Origin of the sequence: Saccharicrinis fermentans DSM 9555 = JCM 21142, from assembly GCF_000517085.1 — a bacterium.
GTDB lineage: Bacteria > Bacteroidota > Bacteroidia > Bacteroidales > Marinilabiliaceae > Saccharicrinis > Saccharicrinis fermentans.
The window spans coordinates 5,191,680-5,210,542 of sequence record NZ_KI912107.1; the positions used below are offsets into that span (position 1 = coordinate 5,191,680).

At 39.2% G+C, this 18,863-nt stretch carries 11 protein-coding genes; 4 read left to right on the top strand and 7 right to left on the bottom strand.

Annotation, left to right across the window (positions count from 1 at the left end; genetic code table 11):
- Positions 1-202 precede the first annotated feature (202 nt).
- Positions 203-1,912 (top strand): glutamine--tRNA ligase/YqeY domain fusion protein, encoded by a 1,710-nt coding sequence (locus tag CYTFE_RS0121360; RefSeq protein ID WP_027473486.1) that lies wholly within the window; start codon positions 203-205, stop codon positions 1,910-1,912.
- 144 nt (positions 1,913-2,056) lie between these two features.
- A complete protein-coding gene (locus CYTFE_RS0121365; RefSeq protein WP_027473487.1) occupies positions 2,057-4,627 on the top strand; it encodes a phosphoenolpyruvate carboxylase in 2,571 nt (856 codons plus the stop codon).
- A 61-nt stretch (positions 4,628-4,688) separates the two neighbouring features.
- Here the strand turns inward: CYTFE_RS0121365 and CYTFE_RS0121370 are convergent, their stop codons facing one another.
- The 3 genes from CYTFE_RS0121370 to CYTFE_RS29090 all read right to left on the bottom strand — a co-directional run bounded on the left by CYTFE_RS0121370 (position 4,689) and on the right by CYTFE_RS29090 (position 6,690).
- Positions 4,689-5,156: a DUF4268 domain-containing protein gene (locus CYTFE_RS0121370; RefSeq protein ID WP_027473488.1), complete on the bottom strand. Its 468-nt coding sequence runs from the start codon at positions 5,154-5,156 to the stop codon at positions 4,689-4,691.
- Between the two features lie 31 nt (positions 5,157-5,187).
- Positions 5,188-5,358, bottom strand: a complete 171-nt coding sequence (locus tag CYTFE_RS30185) for a hypothetical protein (RefSeq protein WP_154665711.1) — start codon at positions 5,356-5,358, stop codon at positions 5,188-5,190.
- A gap of 72 nt (positions 5,359-5,430) precedes the next feature.
- Positions 5,431-6,690, bottom strand: a complete 1,260-nt coding sequence (locus CYTFE_RS29090) for a DcaP family trimeric outer membrane transporter (protein ID WP_152541877.1) — start codon at positions 6,688-6,690, stop codon at positions 5,431-5,433.
- 301 nt (positions 6,691-6,991) lie between these two features.
- On the opposite strand from CYTFE_RS29090, the gene ccsA reads away from it, so the two are divergent.
- Together ccsA and CYTFE_RS0121390 are read left to right on the top strand one after the other, a co-directional pair.
- On the top strand, positions 6,992-10,063 hold the full coding sequence (ccsA, locus tag CYTFE_RS0121385; RefSeq protein ID WP_027473489.1) for a cytochrome c biogenesis protein: 3,072 nt from the start codon (positions 6,992-6,994) through the stop codon (positions 10,061-10,063).
- 115 nt (positions 10,064-10,178) lie between these two features.
- Entirely contained in the window at positions 10,179-13,298 is a 3,120-nt protein-coding gene (locus CYTFE_RS0121390) for a hybrid sensor histidine kinase/response regulator (protein ID WP_027473490.1), read from the top strand.
- Positions 13,299-13,454: 156 nt separating this feature from the next.
- On the opposite strand, the gene CYTFE_RS0121395 is transcribed toward CYTFE_RS0121390, so the two are convergent.
- The 4 genes from CYTFE_RS0121395 to CYTFE_RS0121410 all read right to left on the bottom strand — a co-directional run bounded on the left by CYTFE_RS0121395 (position 13,455) and on the right by CYTFE_RS0121410 (position 18,695).
- Positions 13,455-14,081: a T9SS type A sorting domain-containing protein gene (locus tag CYTFE_RS0121395; RefSeq protein WP_027473491.1), complete on the bottom strand. Its 627-nt coding sequence runs from the start codon at positions 14,079-14,081 to the stop codon at positions 13,455-13,457.
- A 563-nt stretch (positions 14,082-14,644) separates the two neighbouring features.
- A complete protein-coding gene (locus CYTFE_RS0121400; RefSeq protein ID WP_027473492.1) occupies positions 14,645-16,057 on the bottom strand; it encodes a C1 family peptidase in 1,413 nt (470 codons plus the stop codon).
- A gap of 120 nt (positions 16,058-16,177) precedes the next feature.
- On the bottom strand, positions 16,178-17,338 hold the full coding sequence (locus CYTFE_RS0121405) for a pepsin/retropepsin-like aspartic protease family protein (RefSeq protein ID WP_027473493.1): 1,161 nt from the start codon (positions 17,336-17,338) through the stop codon (positions 16,178-16,180).
- Between the two features lie 49 nt (positions 17,339-17,387).
- Positions 17,388-18,695 (bottom strand): IS701 family transposase, encoded by a 1,308-nt coding sequence (locus CYTFE_RS0121410; RefSeq protein WP_027470370.1) that lies wholly within the window; start codon positions 18,693-18,695, stop codon positions 17,388-17,390.
- Positions 18,696-18,863: the final 168 nt, after the last annotated feature.

The window sequence follows — 18,863 nt, forward strand, 5'->3', positions numbered from 1 at the left end:
TGCGAATTTATAAATTAGGAACGTAGGTTTTAGACAAAGTACAAAAGATTTTGTTTCCCGGCCTAATTAATATTTTAAACATATTGTAGAAAAATGTGGTTCAATATGCTTAAAACCTTTATTTTTGTAAGCTTTAAATGCAACAGTGTTGAAGAGATGATTTTTTCTCCTATATGCGATATAAATGTTTAGAAAGTCACCTATGAACAAAAACAATAAGGATCATACAGCAGACGAAGTAAAAACAAATTTTATTCATCTGGAAATCGACAAAGATTTAGCCGATAATAAGAATGGTGGAGCAGTGTTAATGCGTTTTCCACCAGAGCCTAACGGATATTTACATATCGGTCATGCCAAATCAATCTGTTTAAATTTTAGTCTGGCCCAAAAATATGGAGGTGGTTGTAATCTTCGTTTTGATGATACTAACCCGGTAAAGGAAGATGTGGAATATGTTGAAAGTATTCAGGAGGATGTGAAGTGGTTGGGTTTTGATTGGGAAGGAGAGGTTAAGTTTGCTTCCGATTATTTCCAACAGCTTTATGAGTGGGCTATCAAGCTTATTAAAAGTGGCAAGGCATATGTAGATGATCAAAGTGCAGATACAATTGCTAAGCAAAAAGGAACTCCCACAGAACCAGGTATGGAAAGCCCGTTTCGAAACCGTTCGGTAGAGGAGAATCTGGATTTGTTTGAGCGCATGAAAAAGGGGGAGTTTGCTGCGGGAGAAAAAGTGTTGCGAGCAAAAATAGATATGGCATCGTCCAATATGCACATGCGTGATCCCTTGATGTATCGTATAATTCACGAATCACATCACCGTACAGGTGATCAATGGTGTATTTATCCCATGTATGACTTTGCTCATGGTCAGGAAGATTTCATTGAGGGTATTACCCACTCTATTTGTACGCTGGAGTTTGAAGTGCATCGTCCATTGTATAATTGGTTCCTTGATCAAATTATGGCAGCAGATCCGGAAGTACAAAATAATGTAAGACCACGACAAATTGAGTTTGCCCGCCTGAACCTTAATTATACTGTAATGAGCAAGCGTAAGTTATTGGAGCTTGTACAAAAGGGAATTGTCTCGGGGTGGGACGATCCTCGTATGCCAACAGTTTCTGCCTTGCGCCGAAGAGGCTATACGCCCGAATCTATTCGTGCTTTTGCAGATAAGGTTGGGGTAGCTCGACGTGATGGGGTGATTGATATGGCATTGTTGGAGAGTTGTGTACGTGAGGATTTAAATAAGCGAGCTGCGCGTGTTAATGCAGTGGTTAATCCTATTAAATTAATTATCACCAATTATCCCGAAGGAAAGGAAGAGATGGTGGAGGTCATCAATAATCCTGAGGATGATTCTATGGGAAGCCGTCAAGTGCCATTTGCACGAGAAGTTTACATCGAACGCGATGACTTTATGGAGGAGCCACCACGCAAATTCTTTAGGTTAGGACCAGGACGGGAAGTGCGTTTGAAAGGGGCATATGCTGTAACTTGTACCGATTATAAGAAGAATGAGGCAGGAGAAATTGAGGAAATTTATTGTACCTATGATCCTGAAACCAAGAGTGGATCTACTACGGTAACACGAAAAATTAAAGGTATACTCCATTGGGTAGAAGCAAAACATGCGCTGGATGCTGAGGTGAGAATGTACGATAGGTTATACAGTCATGAAGCACCTGCGTCACAAAAAGATGTGGATCATCTTGAGTTTATTAACCCAGACTCATTGCAAGTGATTACTGCCAAGGTAGAACCTTCGTTAAAAGGGGTTAAACCATTGGATAAGTTTCAATTTCAGCGTGTGGGTTATTTCTGTGTCGATAAGGATTCATCGAGTGAAAAGTTGGTTTTTAACAGAACAGTCGCTTTAAAAGATAGCTGGTCCAAAAAAAAGTAAGCAGCCTTGTGCTGAATAACTGATATAAGGGTGCTTTTTAAGCGCCCTTTGTTGTGTGTTTTTGTTTGTTATAGAAACAGATTCGGAATTTTGTTGTTTTTAATTGTATCTTAAAGACGGAAATTCTATAAGCTAAAAAATAACATGGATAGTCTAATTGTAAAATCATATCAAGAGGAGATTGAACTGAAGTATCAGTTATATAACAGCCTGTTTTTGTCCTTGCAGCTGGAGGCTGTTGAAAAAGCAGGAAATTTAATTCCTTTGTTATACCAGGCCTGTTCCAGTGGGTTGGAGCAAGGGAAGGATCCGAAGGCCATTCTCCAAAAGTTTTTTGCCAGTCATAAAGCAGAGCTCTCTACCGAAGATCAAAATGATTTTTTGTTTAAGGTGATTCAATATATTGAGCGTCAGATTGTGCTGATTGATGCTTTGGAAGATGCGGCTTATACAAAAATACATCGCATCAATGGAGAAAACTCCTACTCATCCATTAGTGATAGAGTGAAAAAAGCCAATTTGCAGGATAAAATGGCTGAAGCAATCAAGGAGTTTGGGGTGCGTGTGGTCTTAACTGCTCACCCAACCCAGTTCTACCCCGGGCCAGTATTGGCTATTATAACCGATTTGATGATCGCCATTAAAAATGGGGAGGTGGCTTTGGTGAGGGATCTGTTGCAGCAGCTGGGTAAAACACCGTTTTTCCAGAAGATTAAGCCTACGCCTTTGGATGAGGCCAATCGTTTAACCTTTTATTTGCGTGATACTTTTTATCCAGCGATAGGTCAGCTGTTAGATAAAACAGCTGAGGATTATAGAGAAGCGCTGGAGCAAAATAACCAGTTTATATCGTTGGGCTTTTGGCCGGGCGGCGATCGTGATGGAAATCCTTTTGTTACAGTAGATACTACCAAAGAGGTAGCCGCTCGTTTACGAAACACGATCACCACTTGTTATTATGGCGATGTGAGGGAACTAAAACGTAGAATTACCTTTGCCGGTGTTTATGATAAGGTGGCGGAAGTAGAAGCATTGCTCAAGGCAGAGCTGGGCAATGCTACAGGAAGTTCTAATGTTCATTTGGAAGACTTTCTGGCGCGTATCAACGAAATAGAAACGTTGATTATTGAGCAGCACCATGGTTTATTTGTGGAGAAACTTCAGTCGCTTAAGCGCAAAGTTCAGTTATTTGGTTTTTACTTGGCATCCATTGATATTCGCCAAGATAGTCGGGTGATTGCACAAGCGCTAAGGGAAGTGATTAAAGCTTACCCTGATATTCTTCCTGCTCATATCTTTGAGATGAGTGAGAAAGAGCAGATTCAGCTGTTGATGAATGCCAGAGGGGCTGCTGATGCTAATATTTTTGAGGATGATGTGGTTAGGGATACGGTGGCTTCCTTTGGAGTTATCAAGGATATTCAAAGGATGAATGGGGAACGAGGTGCACATCGTTATATTATTAGCAATTGCCGTGGTCCCATAGATGTGGCTAGGGTGTTGGCGATGTTTCGTATTTGTGGCTGGGGCTATGATGAGCTAACAGTAGATATTGTTCCCTTATTTGAAACCATCGACGATCTTAAAATGGCAGGCGAGGCTATGCAAACACTGTATTCTAACCCTACCTATAGAAAGCATTTGAGTAGTAGAGCCGATAGGCAGACGGTGATGTTGGGATTTTCCGATGGAACCAAAGATGGTGGATACCTGATGGCTAACTGGGCTATCTTCTCAGCCAAAGAAAATATAACCCTCAAATCGCGTGAAAGTGATGTGGAGGTCGTTTTCTTTGATGGACGTGGGGGACCCCCAGCCCGGGGAGGTGGTAATGCACATCGCTTTTACGCAGCCATGGGTAAAAATATTGATAGTCGCCAGATACAGATGACTGTGCAAGGACAAACCATCAGTTCTCATTATGGCATTAAAGAGGCGGCAGAGCATAATATGGGATACCTGCTGTCGGCTGGATTGTCCAACAAGTTATTTAATAAGCCTCAGAATCAATTGCAGGAGACGCAGCATGACTTTATTGAGGAAATGGCTGAGAGTAGTTATAAAAAATATCTTTCGTTAAAAGAGCATCCGTTATTTGTTCCTTACCTGGAAGAGATCAGTACCTTGAAATATTATGGTAAGGCTAATATCGGCAGTCGTCCGAGTAAGCGAGGTGGAGGGGATAAAATAAATTTTGATGACTTGCGTGCTATACCTTTTGTGGGAGCATGGAGTCAGTTGAAGCAAAATGTTCCGGGATTCTATGGTTTGGGTACAGCATTGAAAGAGCAGGAAGAAAAAGGTAATTTGCAATCATGTATCGATTTGTATCAGGATTCTATATTTTTTAAGACCTTGCTTTCCAATAGTATGCAGAGTATGAGTAAAACCAATTTTGAACTGACACGATACCTGGAAAAGAATGAGCGCTTTGGTGAGTTTTGGAAAATGTTATATAAAGAGTATGTGCTGACCAAGGAAATGCTATTGAAAGTTTCGGGTCTGCCAGGTCTCTTAACGGATAATCCTCGCAGTAGAATGAGTATTCAGTTAAGAGAACGTGTGGTTTTACCCTTGTTGATGATTCAGCAGTATGCCCTCATGAAAATTCAGGATGCGAAGGCTGAAGGTGGAGATATACCTGTTGAGGTGTATGAAAAAATGGTGATCCGTGCTATGTTCGGAAATATTAACGCCAGTAGAAATTCCGCGTAAGGAGAAGAGTTTTACGCAAGGGCTGCTAGTGCTTTTTGCAGTACTGCCAGCCCTTGGTATTTCATTGTCCCAACTCATCGTATTTTAAAAAGTCTTTCACTTCTAAAAAGGCCTTTTCCATCTTAAGCATATTGTCAATCATAAAGGTAAAAATAGCGGGCCATTGTTCTGGTATCATAAAGTCACCGTCCATTTCTTTATAAACCCTGCAAACTTCTTCTCCATATTCTTTTTCGTAGGCAAAATCCCAGGTGAGTGATTCTCCAAATTCTGTTTCGAAAATTTTTTTGGTAGCTTCCAGCTTTTCATATAAAGCCAATCTTCGGCTTTCGTGTTTTATATTTATCTCCAAGGCCACCACAATTTTCTTTCTGCTCACATCAAATCTGAGATCCACACCTTTTATTTGTGTACGGTCACCTATCCATACCTTTATTTTCCCACGTTGTCCCGGAATTTTCCTGGTGCGGTTTCCTAGTTTACGCCAGAATTCTAATTTGAGTGCTTTCTCTTCTTCTTTTGAATACATCCTGATTGTTTCGTTTAAATACTGAGGGGTGTTAATCTTCGTTTTTACTGGATCCTGAGGTGTATAATAAATACATGAGTACCATGCTTCCTAGTCCAATTAAACTGCCACCATATATTTCTGCATTTTTATATGAGCCATGTATCATGCCGAAGCCGAGTACGATAAATATGGCTGCTGTAATGCCAAGTGTCTTTTTCATGCTTCCTTTTTAAATTAAAAGATCATCTATATTTTTTCTTTGGGGCTTAAAATAATATTTTTTGTTGAGCTTTTAAAAATGGTATCTGCAACCTAGCATCAATCGGGTGTTGCCGTAGTTTTTTGTATGTATCGGTTTTGATTTGTTATTGTACTCGTTACCGTATGCGGCAACTGTATGGTTCATTTCCAAACCAATGGTTAGTGGGCCGGAAGTGAAGCTTACGCGTGGAGACAGAATATAAATGTATTCGATATTTCCTCCCAGTGTATAGTGGGAAACATCCAGCTCCATGCCGGGGGTGTTGGGATCGGTGTCTAATACAATGGCGGATTCCTTGGATGTTCCGTGGTTGTTCGTTATGCCGGCAAAAAATCCCCATTGGATGGTATTGCCGTTTGTGTGTATGTCAGTCCATATTGAAGAGGTTCGAATGGCTTCAAAGGCTCCATTTACAGGAGATCCATTTTGAATTTTGCGTGCTAAACCTCCTATCATCACCAGGTTGCTCATGTTGCCACCGTACACTCCTTCGGCTTTTAGTGTTACAGCTGTAGTGGTGTATCTGAACGATATATTTCCATGCATGCTGGTTACTTTATGTTTGTTTATTTTATTGTTATCATCCAATAAGGCTGGTTGTACCTGTTTGATACCCCAAGTAGCACCTGCCCAAAAACCCTTGGTGGAGCCGTATTTGATTTGAGCGGTTAACTCGGGTATATGGGCCATTTCCACTTGTTCTGTGATGCCTTTGCTGATGAAGTCTCCCTGCGATAGGGCAAATAATGCAATGGAGAGATGGTCGGTGGGTTTGATCGTAAAACGTAACTGAGGAGCGCGACTTAGAGGATGGACGGGAGCTCCTACCACAAAATTAAGGGTGGCAGGATAATTTTCTAGTATAAACATGGGGTGGTAGGCCTGGCCTGCCAATAGAGATGAACTTCCCCAATCCAGATTGAAATAGGCTTGTCTAAGGCGTAAGGCATAATCTCTATTATTGCCCGAGCTGCCCGCAAAGTCGGCTTCTACTTTGGCCGAAGTGGTGGCACCAAAAGCATCAGGGCCTTTGATAGCAAAGCCAATGCGTGAAATGCTTGCGCTGTAATCATATTTCGACTGGGCGTTGATATCGTTGCCTTGATCGTCCCATGCAGGTGCTAACGGGTAGAGCAAACCGGAACCTCTTACATTCAGACTAGCACGTGAGTCTACATACGTGTCAAAACCTATAAAACCATAGGTTTTTACGATGACTTTTTTTTTGCTCTCTTGGGCATTTAGTAAAAGTGTAAAAAAAGCCATTAGGCTTACTGTTAATTTCTTCATTGTGAAAATAGGATTTCTGTTTTTGTAATGTTTGGGTCGCTAAAAAACATTATTTAATTAAATGTGTTCTATTGGCAAAGCATGCCTACAGCCTGTGTGTATGTATATATGCATTCACTCTATAGGATCATTTGCTGTAATTGCTTTGGTGGTATATATTTTGTTTCGTTTTTTTTTGTTGAGCGCAAATATATATGATAGTTTCGAAATCGTAGTAAATAATTATTACATTCACGTATTTTATTGTTTAAATAGTATTGAAAAGACCTGATTTTATTGGTCTCTGACAAATAGTCTTAATATGAAGAAAATAATTGCGTTCTTATCTGCACCGTATTTAATGGGTACTTTATTTTTAGTATTAGCTGCCTCCATGGGCATCGCAACATTTGTTGAAAATGATTTTGGAACGAATGCCGCAAAAGCATTGTATTATGATTCTTGGTGGTTTGAAGGGATATTTGTTTTGTTGGGGATCAATATGTTTTTGAACCTGGGTAAACCTTATTTGTGGAGAAAAGGAAAGCTACCAGTGTTGTTTTTTCATATGTCTTTTTTCATTATTATCATAGGAGCAGCGCTTACACGTTATGTAGGATATGAAGGTATGATGCATATTCGTGAGGGACAAGCTACGAATCAATTTCGTTCCGCTAAAAATTATATCGCAGGAACGGTCCGTATGGGATCGGATGAGGTTGCTTTTGAGCAGGCCGTGTTGATGTCGGAAAAGAGTGCAGATTATTTTAAAGAGACCGTACGTGTGGGAGGACATAAAATGATGCTAAAGAGTGTGTCGTTCATGAAGAATACAAGCATGGTTCCCATGGAAGACCCCAATGGTAAACCCTTGGTTTCGATGGTTGTTTCTGTGGGTGGAGGAAGAAATAACTTAATGCTTTTTAAAGGCGAACATATTCAGGTGGGAAAGTATTCGGTGGGTTTTGATGTGGAAAAAGAATGTGATTTTAATATTTTTCTTCAGGATGAGCAGTTGTATTTTACAACAACGCATCCTGTGTTTATCACCGATATGGGGACGCAAGAAAAAACGGAGGTAGACTTGTCTGCACCCCAACCTTTTTATTCCAATGTGTTATATGGAACAGGAGATTTTTTTATGGTTCAGACCAATTATCTGGAAAGCGCGGCGTTAAATGCTGTACCTGTTAAAGAAGGCCAACAGGGGAGTGGAATGGAGGCTGTGGTAGTGCGCATTGATATGGATGGCCTGACTAAAGAAGTGACCCTGCAAGGACGTGGTGATTTGATCGGAGAGGACAAGGTGATTGAGATAGGTGGAGCACAAGTTACCTTGAGTTATGGTTCTAAATTGTTAACAGCTCCTTTTTCCATTCGATTAAATGATTTTCAATTAGAAAGATATCCAGGATCAGAGAGCCCTTCTTCCTTTGCCAGTGAGGTTACCCTGGAGGATTCTGAAAATGGTGTGGTGAAACATTTTAGGATTTTTATGAATAATATACTGAATTATAAGGGCTACCGTTTTTATCAGTCCTCTTATGATGAAGATGAATTGGGGACTGTGTTGTCGGTTAATAATGATTTGTGGGGAACCCTTGTTACTTATCTGGGTTATTTTCTGCTGACTCTTTCCATGATATTGTCGTTGATGGCTTCTCAAAGCCGATTCCGACAGTTGGGTAGACGAATAACAGAAATAACCAATCAGAAAAAAGTATTGATATGGGTGTTGTTGGTTGGCTTTTCAGCTGGCATGCAGGCGCAGGATTTAGATGCTTATATTAATGTGACGCAACAGCAGGCAGAAAGATTTGGAAATCTTTGGGTGCAGGACAATGGAGGACGTATTAAGCCGATGAACTCTTTGAATGGTGAAATATTAAGGAAATTGGTTAAGCATAATAGTTATAAAGGATATTCTGCCGATAGAGTGGTGTTAAGTATCTTAACCAATACCGAGGCGTGGAAGCATGTGCCTTTAATTACAATAAAGAAGGGGCCCATGAAAGGGATTATTGGAAATGCGGGTAAGAAAGCTTCTTTTTCTGATTTTTTTGGGGCGACCGGAAATTATAAATTGCATCAACAGGTGGAAGAAGCTTATCGTACGAAGCCTGCTTACCGAAGTAAATTCCAAAACGAAGTGATCAAAGTAGACGAGCAGGTAAATGTTTTTTACTTGGTGCAGTCAGGTAAGCTTCTCAAGATGTTTCCTGTTCCGGGAGATGTGAATGCAACATGGTTACTACCCGGACAAACGGCATCTTCTCTCACGGAAGGTGATAGCCTATTTGTGCGCAATGTGTTTTCTGTGTATCTCCAATCATTAAGGGAAGGAAATGCGGCACAGATGGATACTTATATCGATGGAATTTCTAAATTTCAGACTAAGTTTGCTGCAGAAATATTGCCATCAAATACAGTTCGTAAACTTGAAATATTGTATAATAAAACCAATTTGTTTTTATTGATGGCTCCCGTATTGTTTGGTCTGGGACTTTTATTGCTTATATTTCAGTTTGTATTTTTATTCTTACCTAAAAAATCGCCTGGCTATGTTAATCGTACAGGGGTAGGTTTATTGGGATTGTTTTTTGTAGTTTACACTGCTGGGATGGCATTGCGTTGGTATATCTCGGGACATGCACCATGGAGTAATGGCTATGAATCCATGCTTTTCATTGGCTGGTCTATTCATCTGGCCGGTCTGGTTTTTAGTAAAAAGTCACCCATAGCTCTTTCGGTGGCTGGCGTATTTGCAGGTATTGTTTTAATGGTGGCTCATCTAAGCTGGATGAACCCTGAAATAACTAACCTGGTTCCTGTTCTTAAGTCATATTGGTTAACAATTCATGTTGCGGTGATTGTGTCAAGTTATGGTTTCTTAGGTCTGGGGGCGTTAATGGGCTTTTTTAATTTAATATTGATAGGACTTAAAAAAGAATCTAAAGAAGAGAAGTTGGACCTCTCTATAGTGGAATTGAGTAGTATCATGGAGATGTCGCTCACGGTGGGGTTATACATGATTACAATTGGTGCCTTTTTAGGTGGCGTGTGGGCGAATGAGTCATGGGGTAGATACTGGGGCTGGGACCCTAAGGAGACCTGGTCTTTGGTGACAGTGATGATTTATGCTTTTATTTTACATATGCGTTTTATTCCTGGCTTAAAAAGTGTAGTCGCCTTTAATGTGGGCGCCGTTGTGGCCTTCTTTTCTGTTATTATGACTTATTTGGGAGTAAACTATTATCTGGCCGGTATGCATTCTTATGCCAAAGGTGATCCTGTGCCAATCCCTGATTTTGTGTATTATACTGTTGTAACGGTGTTTGTTGTTTCTGCCTATGCTGTATATAATGCCAATAGATTAAAAAAGTTTAATACATAATTTCCATTTGTTGTAATGGGGTGTTTATTTTATGTTGATAATATTCGTCTAAAAGTATCTCTTTGCATAGCATCTTTTTATATATTTGACATAAGGTATGTAAACCATTGGTTGAATGATTCTATTCAATGGTTACTATCGTTTTAAAAGTTGCTCTAAAGGAATGGGAAGGGATAATTTGGAGAATATTTCCGGGCTTCAGTCCCTGGAGGCTGAGAATAAGCATCTGAAAAGCATGCTTAATAGGTATGTGGTCTCCAATGAAATGGTGAGAGCTAACTCTTTCTTGTTAAGTCAGATAGAGAGAATATCTAATGAGGCGGATGACTTTAGTAGTGCCTTGGTGTCGTGCTTGGAGTGTATGGGTGTTCATTATAGCGCTGATCGCGTCTCGTTTTTTACTTTCGACGACGATATTTCTTCTTATGTTATTGAACAGCAATGGGCCAACTCTGTGGCGCATGAGTGTTCTTCTGAAAATTTAAGTATTACGCTTGAAGAGTGCCCTTTGGATAGTGCTAATCATGGAAAATGTTTTGGCAGCACTGATTTTGACCTTGATATAAGCAACTCTTTGAAGGATAAATTGAATGTGTTTGGTATTCAGTCTATTCTGTTTGTTCCTGTTTCTTTTTTATCCTATAAAAATGCCTTTGTACTGATGGAATCATGTGCTTTTAAGCGCCAGTGGTATCCTTTTGAGGTGAAAGAAATTGAGCAAGTGGTTTTATGGATGACTAAGCATCTCGAGGTCCTTTGGCATAAGAGTCGTGCGGACAGTCTCTGGCATCTAAATATACTGCGTAATAAGATTCTTCATCAAATTAAAGGTAATAAACGAACCAAAAAATCGCTGAACCAAATGCTCAAAGTAATTGGCAAAGAGTTGGGGTTACGAAGTGTTTATTTTGTTGATAAGTCTGGTTTTTCAAATGAACATGAGCTTTCTTGGGCATATTCGCTGACGCATGAGGAAAAATTGCTATCTAACGCAGATCTTGAAAAGTTGAATCTGAATGAGGAGGAGGAGACTGGCCTGTATCTTGATGCGGGAACCATTGAGGCCGCAGGAATAGATGTTGTGTCGGGAACTTCGTTTATGTTATTTAATAAAGTCTTTGTTCAAAAAGAATATGCAGGCTGGTTGATTGGTGAGTTTGGTAATTATATTCATCATGATTTCCACATTCTATTGCAATTATGGGAAAGCATTGCTTTGGCGCTGTCTGAGTATATGAGCCAAGTGGATAGTGAACAGGAGCACAATAGTCGTTATGCGCAAGTGTTGGATCAGAACCGAGATTTGATACAGGAGCAAATATACTTGAAGCAGGTGCTTGATGATCTGTCATTGGCTGTATTGATTATTGAAAATGACCGCATAATCTATGTTAATAATTCGGCTAGCTTGCTGTTGGAACGTGATTTGGAGGAGTTTGCTTCATTGAAGGTACATGATATTGTGCCTGCGGAGTCCCGAAAAATCATGGAAGAGGCGATTGGTATTGTAAAAGGTGGCCGTGCTTATAAAGGTGATATGGTTGTTTGTTCAAAGTCTAATCGTCAGGTGGATGTGGAGTTGGTGGGTACTTCCTTATCTGTAAATAGCCGTTTGTATTATTATTTTACCATTCAAGACATTTCGGTTAGGAAGCAGAATGAGAAGGCATTAAAGGAGAGCGAGCGTGAGTTTTGTACTTTGGCGCAGAATTCTCCTAATGTAATACTTCGTTTAAATAAAGGGGGCGTGGTGGAGTATTTTAATCCTGCATTGATGAGTCATTTTAAATTTTTAGAAGAAGAAGAGATTGTTGGAAATACTCTTCATGAGATGGGCGTACTTAATGGTTTAATGTGGGATGCTTGGCAAGCAAAGGTTCGAGATGTGTTTGATCATGGTGAGGCAGCGTCTTTAGAACAAGACTTTGGGGATGCAGCGCAAGGCTTGTATCTGGAATGGAACTTATCGCCCGAGAAGGATGAAAATGGACGGGTTATCAGTGTTTTGGCCATTGGTCGTAATATGACCTCCTATAAACAGGCCGAGAAGGAGCTTGTGCGTGCCAAGGAACGGGCAGAGGAGTCCGATAAGCTTAAGTCAGAATTCCTGGCTAATATCAGTCATGAGTTACGTACGCCGTTGAATGCTATTGTTGGCTTCTCTTCCTTGATTAGAGGAAATCAATTGCCGCCAAATGAGATTGATGAGTATGTGGATGTGATACATAAAAACTCAGATAGTCTGATGAGCTTGATCAATAATATTATTGATGTGGCCAAGATAAAAAGTGGTCGGATATCTGTTGTACGTGAAGAAGTATTATTGGATGATTTATTGCATAGTATTTACAATGAGTTTGTTCCGCGGATTGAAGTGGAACACAAGGGAAGGGTTAAGTTGTATTATTCCAGACCGGAAGGACTTAAGGTGAAAATAGTGACCGACCCCATTCGTCTGCGTCAGGTATTGGTGAATTTATTGGGTAATGCCATGAAATTTACCATCAAGGGTTTTATTGAATTTGGCTTTTCGGTAGAGAATGTTGGAATACGAATTTTTGTGAAGGATACTGGTATTGGTATATCAGAGGCTAAACAGAAAGTTATTTTCGAACCTTTTCGAAAAGGACATGCGTTGGATGAAGATAGGTTGTATAGGGGAACGGGTATTGGATTGGCCATCTGTGAAAAACTGATTAAGGCATTGGGCGGTGAGATTGGTTTGATTTCGCAGAGAAATAAAGGTGCGGAGTTTTATTTTATACATCCTGTGGGTAGTGATCAACTGGCGGTTCCTAAAACTACTTTGGTAAAGGGCGTATCGATACCTCTATTGCGAAAAAGATATAGTTGGAATAATAAGATGATGTTGTTGGTGGACGAGAATAGCAGTGCTCACCTTCAAATGCGTAAGTATATTGAAAAAACCGGTATTACTTTGGTGTCTGCCAGAACTGCAGCCGGTGCTGCTAAATTATTGATGAATCGTAATGATATTCATTTGGTTCTTATGGATATGGCTTTCCCTGATTCTGATGGCTTTGAATTGGTAAAAACAATCAAACAACTCAATAAAAATATTCCTGTAATTGCACATACTTCTGAGGCCATTCGTTCTGCAGAAATGGATATGGAGAAGAGTGGTTTTGATGCCTTTATTGCAAAGCCTGCATCAAGGGAAGAATTGCTTGCTTTAATGGATCAGTTTTTGGTTGAAGCGCCAGGTAAAGGATAGTTTGTGCGATGTGTGTTGAAGAAATGAGAAACACAATGTTTGTTTTTATTCATTTTGGCTCAAAAAAAAATGTGTATCTCTAGAAATATTTGAGATACACATTTGTAAAATAAGGTGCTGGGCGATATTAATTGGTCGCCTTGGTCGTTTTGATCATTATTTGCTGAAGGCATAACTGTACTCTTTGTTTCCTGAGTTAATACTTACTTTGTACTCTCCTGTTGGTAATGCTGAAATATCAAACTTACCAGAAAATGTAGAATTACCGTCGAATCCTTTTTCAAATATTTCGTCACCAATGGCGTCTGAAATAGAAATACCGAAAGTGTTGCTTCCGAAAGAAATATGGCTTACGTAAAGCATATTGTCAACTAGGTTAAAGAATGCTCTTAATTCTTGCTCAGTAACAACTTGTGTTCTTTCGCTTACCAGTTTGTGGTCTGCAACAGAAAATGTTTTAGAGATTTTTTCTGCTCCTCGGGCTTTCAATACTGCTGTGTATTCGCCATCTTCAAGGTTCGAAAAGTCAAGAATTTTTTGAGCAAAACCTTCTTTGTTAACCCACTCCTTATATACTGTTTCGCCTTGTGCATCATTAATGCTAAAAATAGCAGCTTTGTCGGCTTGATTTGATAGCGATACAATTGAATAGTCAGTATCCAAATAAGGAAGGATAGATACGTTACCGGTTGTCTTACCACCGTCTCCTGCAAATGTTGCTGTCGCTGTAAAGATAAGCATCGCTCCCAATACCAATCTTCTCATCATTTTTGTTGTTTTCATACTTTTCTATTTTTGTTTGATTTAAATAATTACGTCAACTTTATCTCTAGCTGACAATGTAAAAGTATATACTTCTTGCGAGGTGATTGCAAAAAACAGGGGGTAGAGCTATTCCTTTTAATTTTATTTAAGAGATGCCTCAAAAAGGGGCGGTATGTAACAATAAATAAATACTCAGGTAACATTAAATTAACATTGCAAACAGTCCTTAACACTAAGCCTTTGTTTTAACAAATTGTTGGATATCGCCCTCTTCAATGTTAAAAAAAATAGGGTGAGTGATTGATTTGTTAATGAGTGTTAGAAACAAAATAATCTTATTTTGAGGGTAATGATCATTAATTCAGAGCTGTAACTCTTTTTCTTATCGTAGAGGTTTATATGTAGGTGTGGTTTGCATTTTAACCATTGAAGGTTCTGTAGTTGAGAGAACGGAGAGTTGTGTAAAAAAGAAACCATCTTAAAAGTTGGGAATAGTGGTTTTTAAGATGGTCTCATGAATAAAAAGGGGGTATTCTTAATTATTTACGTGTTTTTTTTGTGAGCCCTGTTCCATGTTGTGTTTATTTGTCTTCTTGAAACATGGGATCCCAAGGAGGAAGTATGATAGGCTCGCTGTTGAGAATATGTAAGATGTCTTGGTGAATAAATTTTTTATGAGGTACGATTCTAAACATGTATTCGGTAAACCAATCATCGGTGAATGTAAGGTAGCCATTGTGCCCGGATTCAGTGCCCCAACTGTTTTCGAACTGCCACATGATTGGTTTTTCGTTTTTGTCGACATCAACCGCAATTAAGGCCATGCCGTGTGTTGATCCACTTTCGCCTGTGATGATCCGTTCTTTTTTATTCATCTTAAATGGAACGCCCAATAGCTGACCGTATTGATAGTTATCAGTGGCACATAAACCTTCTTTGTTATTTAGTTGCTTTCCTACGTCACAGGATGCATAAATAGCTTCGTTGGCTTTGATGGATGCCAATGCAATTTCTTTTATCTTATCTGAGGGTAGATTGATGTATGTCCAGTTTTTTCCCTCCATCACATTGCGGTCATACGAAATTTCATAGTGTTTGTAGTAAGGACGTGTGGGATCGTTCATTAACATGACGTAATCGTTCAAGTCAATATCTATGATGGCTTGGTAAAATTCCAAAGGGGTATATTGTTTTGGTTCACTTAATTTACCGTCTTTGTCTGTATAGCGCCATTCAAAAGATTTTGGGGGCTTGCCCAAGGTGAGCGTTAGTATGCGGTAGATGTCTTTTAGCATATCTTTTTTTAATGCCCTTGCATGCTTTTCATTGGTTGCTTCCCGCAACCTTAAGCCATCTTCGCGTAGTTTTCTGCGAAGTAATTTATTGAGCTCAGATGTCTTTTCGCTATGAAAGGTCTCTGGCATCACCGTTTTAGGGGCTACTCCGTATTTTTCTGCCAAATTAACAAAGCTGTTCCATACTCCTCCGTCACCGATGGGATATTTAAATAGGTAGCTGACGGTTTGGCCACTTTCCTTTTTGCTCATATTGGCCACATAAGGACCAATGTCTTCATTCATCTTTAGGGAGCGGGTTAATATAATTTGTTCATAGAATAGATTTGATTTTTCCAGTAAATCATAAAAATATAGGTAGTTGGTCGAAAATTCAAAGTTTGGTAAATTGTATTTCTCGATTACTTTGGGACGTAGAATGTTTAAACTGGTAAACATCCAACAACGTCCTGAACTTTTCTGATTGGTGATGCCATTTACTTTTACCTTGTATTTAAAGGCGTGGTCGTTGGTTGCAATGTTGTGGCGGTTTAATGCCAGAGTTTTGAGTTCACTGCCAGAGATAGCATTGATCAAAGCCTTGTCACTGGCACTTTGTCCTACCTCCTGATCAAAGGACTGAAGCATGTCGGAGGTGATTTCTTGCGCTTTTAATGCCCATGCCGACAATAATAGTGCGGATATAATTATTTTCTTCATGTGTTATTTGTTTTGGGCATAAAAATAACAACAGTTTGAAATAAAACCTTAGCTTCTATAGATAAGATTTGAATTAATGAAAACTCTTCATGAAGCTTACAACAATAGTAATACAAACACTTAATTGAAAATTGGCTCTTTTACCAATGTATATTCTTTATTGTAATTGCTTTCTTTTATTGTCACATTAACAGTGTCTGGTAATAATTTTGCACTTTTGTAGTCACAATAACTTGATAAATCGGAAAATATAATGCCATTAATTGAAACCACCTCTGCACCTAAAGGCAAACCTGCTCGATAAGCAGCAGTACTATCTGTAACACTAGCTACTACAACCTTATTTAATTCATTATCATACCTCGTTGAAAAACCCAACGTAGACCAAATAAAGTTTTGTTCATGCTCGTACGGTTCTAATATTATTTTTTTATCGGCCCAACTAATAGTTGTTCTATACTTTTTAAAAAAACCAAGTCCAAGAAGATTTAATCCTTTGGGACTAGTGCTAATAGGCATATCCTTTACAAAAAAGGAAGTTCTATTAAAAAGTAGACTATCCAGCAAGTAATATTTCTCCCCGCCTTTTATCTTATCATCCTGTCCAAGTCCTTTTCTAGCACTTCCGCTAATTTCCTTACACTTTAAATCTAAGGAATCGACAAGCAAAACTTCTTCTTTAAAAGTTAGAGACCCGCTATTACCTAAATCAATCAGTATTTCTTTTGATTTTTTAAGCGCGCTAAATTTAATATAAGCACTTAAGTGATGGCTGTATTTATTTTCATGAAGAGGTATTACTATTTTATTATTACTCAACGTAAGATTATTTACCTCTTTTGCAACAACAATAAACTGTTGTTCAAAATCGATTTGCCAAACGAGATGATACATAACTCCAGTTCCAATAATTCCATATATACCTTCACTGCAATCAGAGTCAAAATCTATTTTGTTTGCAGAAAGTTCCACAAAAGTCAAATTCCCTATTTGTAAACTATCTATCTCTTTAATCTTTTTTATAAACACATTCCCCTTTGAACCTATCCCTATTCCAAAAACATTATTTTCAAGGCTGTCGCCTTGTGGGAAATTGCTAAATACAAAATTTGATGCACCACTATCTAAAATAAACGGATAGCTTTTCTTGCTTCCATTCATTTTAGCTTGAATAAGAATATGTCCAGATGGGGCGTATGTAAAGTGTATTGTATCAGTAACAAAATTAGTTACCAATTGACCTCCTCTTAATTTTTTGTGCTGAGAAATTGTGTTAAACACAATAAAAACAACAAAAATAATTATACCAACTAATTCTACTTTAACAGATTTATTGCTTTGAATAACAGAGGTCTATGTCACGCTGTCGCTTTTCATGTCGCTGCTGCAGTTTTTCCAGCATCCGTTCATCGGTCATTTCACGATAAAATTTGTATACCATAAAATCCATAATGTCTCTTGCCGACAACAATGGGACTTCGTCTTGATTCAATAGTTTTTCTTTCAGCATAAAGCTGCCCACCATTAAGTTGAGGGCTACTTGGTGATGCCATGACAGCCATTTGCGGGTTTGGAACTGATCCAAGCCTACTATCTGTTTTTGCTCTTTGAAGCTATGCTCAATGAAAAAGCGTTGTGCCTGCATGTATGCCAGCGCCTGATGCGTGTATTGAGCAAGTTCTGCGTTAGTGAACGAATATTTTATTTCTACTCCCTGCTTTGTCTTTCTTTTCGAAATGACCAGCAACCGTTTCTCAACAATGTTCTGAACCTTATCCCAAATGTAAACTGTCTTAAAATGGAACAATCCCTTCAGCTTTCCCTTGGCAGAATCACGAATGTCAAGCTTTTTCCAGTCCTTGTTTGTAAGCGTTTCTATATATTCGTTAGCGTTTACCGATGGGGTGCTTGCCTTCGGCCTTTTGGGTGGGCGCCCACGATTGCTCTTTCGCTCTGGAATATGTAGTTCTGGTTTTTCAAGGTGGATTTTTTGATCGCTATGAATGTCAAGCATGTACACCAAACCCATATCCTCAACCGAACGGGTAAACGCAAGGTCATTGCCATAAAGTCCATCCCCCCCAACGTAATCGAACTCGATACCCATTTCCAGTTGGTGCTTCACAATATCTGTAGCCAGCTCCGGTTTTGTCTTGAAAACCCTGTCCTCTTTGGGGATGCCAGCAGTTTCACACCTGGCGTTGTTAGTACACCATGACCTTGGAAGGTACAGTCTCGTGTCGACCAACGCTGCATATTTGTCCGTGCACAAGCAACCAAAAACTGCAACCTGCGAGTTTGCAGTCTTCCCAACGTTCCCGCAATACTGGTGATCAACACCAATGCTTTTGTCACCTTTTTTCACCCATCCGCTTTCGTCTATGAGTAATCCTTTTAATTTTTGGTTTGGGAGTGATTGGTCTACCTGATTTGCTATTTGGTCGATGACAGCTCTTGCATCCCAATTGGATTCGGTGATAAAATGCTGCATCTTATGGTAGTCTGCGTTTAATGTCTCAGTGATGCGTTCGATGTTTTTCAAATCGCTTAAAGCTAGACCTTCGACGTATTGAGTAGCTTTGTCGAAGTTGGATTTTGTTCTATTTTTAAAATGGTGCTGAAATTCAGATAAATACACTTCAAGTCGGTTGTTGACCGCTAGCAGTGTTTTACCATTATTCGTATATTTTTTTAAGTTTTTCGCCCGTTACCCATTGCAAACTTGAGTTTTGTTCTTTGTTTCAATTGCAATATACTAATTTACTGTTTATTACGAAAGAAAAACAATACTAAATTATCGTTTTTT

Excerpts from the sequence above, each read along its gene's own strand:
- CYTFE_RS29090 (WP_152541877.1), bottom strand. The coding sequence starts at position 6,690 with ATGAAGAAATTAACAGTAAGCCTAATGGCTTTTTTTACACTTTTACTA.
- CYTFE_RS0121400 (WP_027473492.1), bottom strand. The coding sequence starts at position 16,057 with ATGAAGAAAATAATTATATCCGCACTATTATTGTCGGCATGGGCATTA.
- CYTFE_RS0121370 (WP_027473488.1), bottom strand. The coding sequence starts at position 5,156 with ATGTATTCAAAAGAAGAAGAGAAAGCACTCAAATTAGAATTCTGGCGT.
- CYTFE_RS0121360 (WP_027473486.1), top strand. The coding sequence starts at position 203 with ATGAACAAAAACAATAAGGATCATACAGCAGACGAAGTAAAAACAAAT.
- CYTFE_RS0121395 (WP_027473491.1), bottom strand. The coding sequence starts at position 14,081 with ATGAAAACAACAAAAATGATGAGAAGATTGGTATTGGGAGCGATGCTT.
- CYTFE_RS30185 (WP_154665711.1), bottom strand. The coding sequence starts at position 5,358 with ATGAAAAAGACACTTGGCATTACAGCAGCCATATTTATCGTACTCGGC.
- ccsA (WP_027473489.1), top strand. The coding sequence starts at position 6,992 with ATGAAGAAAATAATTGCGTTCTTATCTGCACCGTATTTAATGGGTACT.
- CYTFE_RS0121390 (WP_027473490.1), top strand. The coding sequence starts at position 10,179 with ATGATTCTATTCAATGGTTACTATCGTTTTAAAAGTTGCTCTAAAGGA.
- CYTFE_RS0121365 (WP_027473487.1), top strand. The coding sequence starts at position 2,057 with ATGGATAGTCTAATTGTAAAATCATATCAAGAGGAGATTGAACTGAAG.